The sequence below is a fragment of the Leifsonia sp. SIMBA_070 genome (assembly GCF_046534635.1).
Lineage (GTDB): Bacteria > Actinomycetota > Actinomycetes > Actinomycetales > Microbacteriaceae > Leifsonia.
This window is the reverse complement of record NZ_JAWRYK010000137.1, coordinates 1-300: the sequence shown is the minus strand read 5'-3', so window position 1 is coordinate 300 and position 300 is coordinate 1. Positions and strand designations below refer to the sequence as shown.

Below are 300 nucleotides of genomic sequence, written 5' to 3'. Positions count from 1 at the left end.
GTCCTGACGTCGGTCCCCGACGCCAACATCGGCTCGATCTTCTGTATCGGCTTCCCCGCGTCGACCGGTGGCGTGATCCAGTACATCAACCAGTACGAAGGTGGCCTGCAGGGCTTCGTCGATCGCGCCCGCGATCTGGCGAGCAAGTACGGCAGCCACTTCGAGCCGCCTGCCTCGCTTGTCGAGAAGGCAGCCAAGGGCGAGAAGTACTGAGCAACACACTGACTCAGTAGCCTGGGACAAAGCCGCGGCCCGGTTCTCCGAAAGGGGAACTGGGCCGCGGTTTTTGGTTTCTAGCTC

Annotated in this window: 1 protein-coding gene; it reads left to right on the top strand. The window is 62.3% G+C overall.

Annotated elements, in window-relative coordinates:
* The coding region (locus SB754_RS19750; RefSeq protein WP_410784087.1) for a hypothetical protein at positions 1–213 on the top strand (213 nt) is incomplete at its 5' end.
* Positions 214–300: the final 87 nt, after the last annotated feature.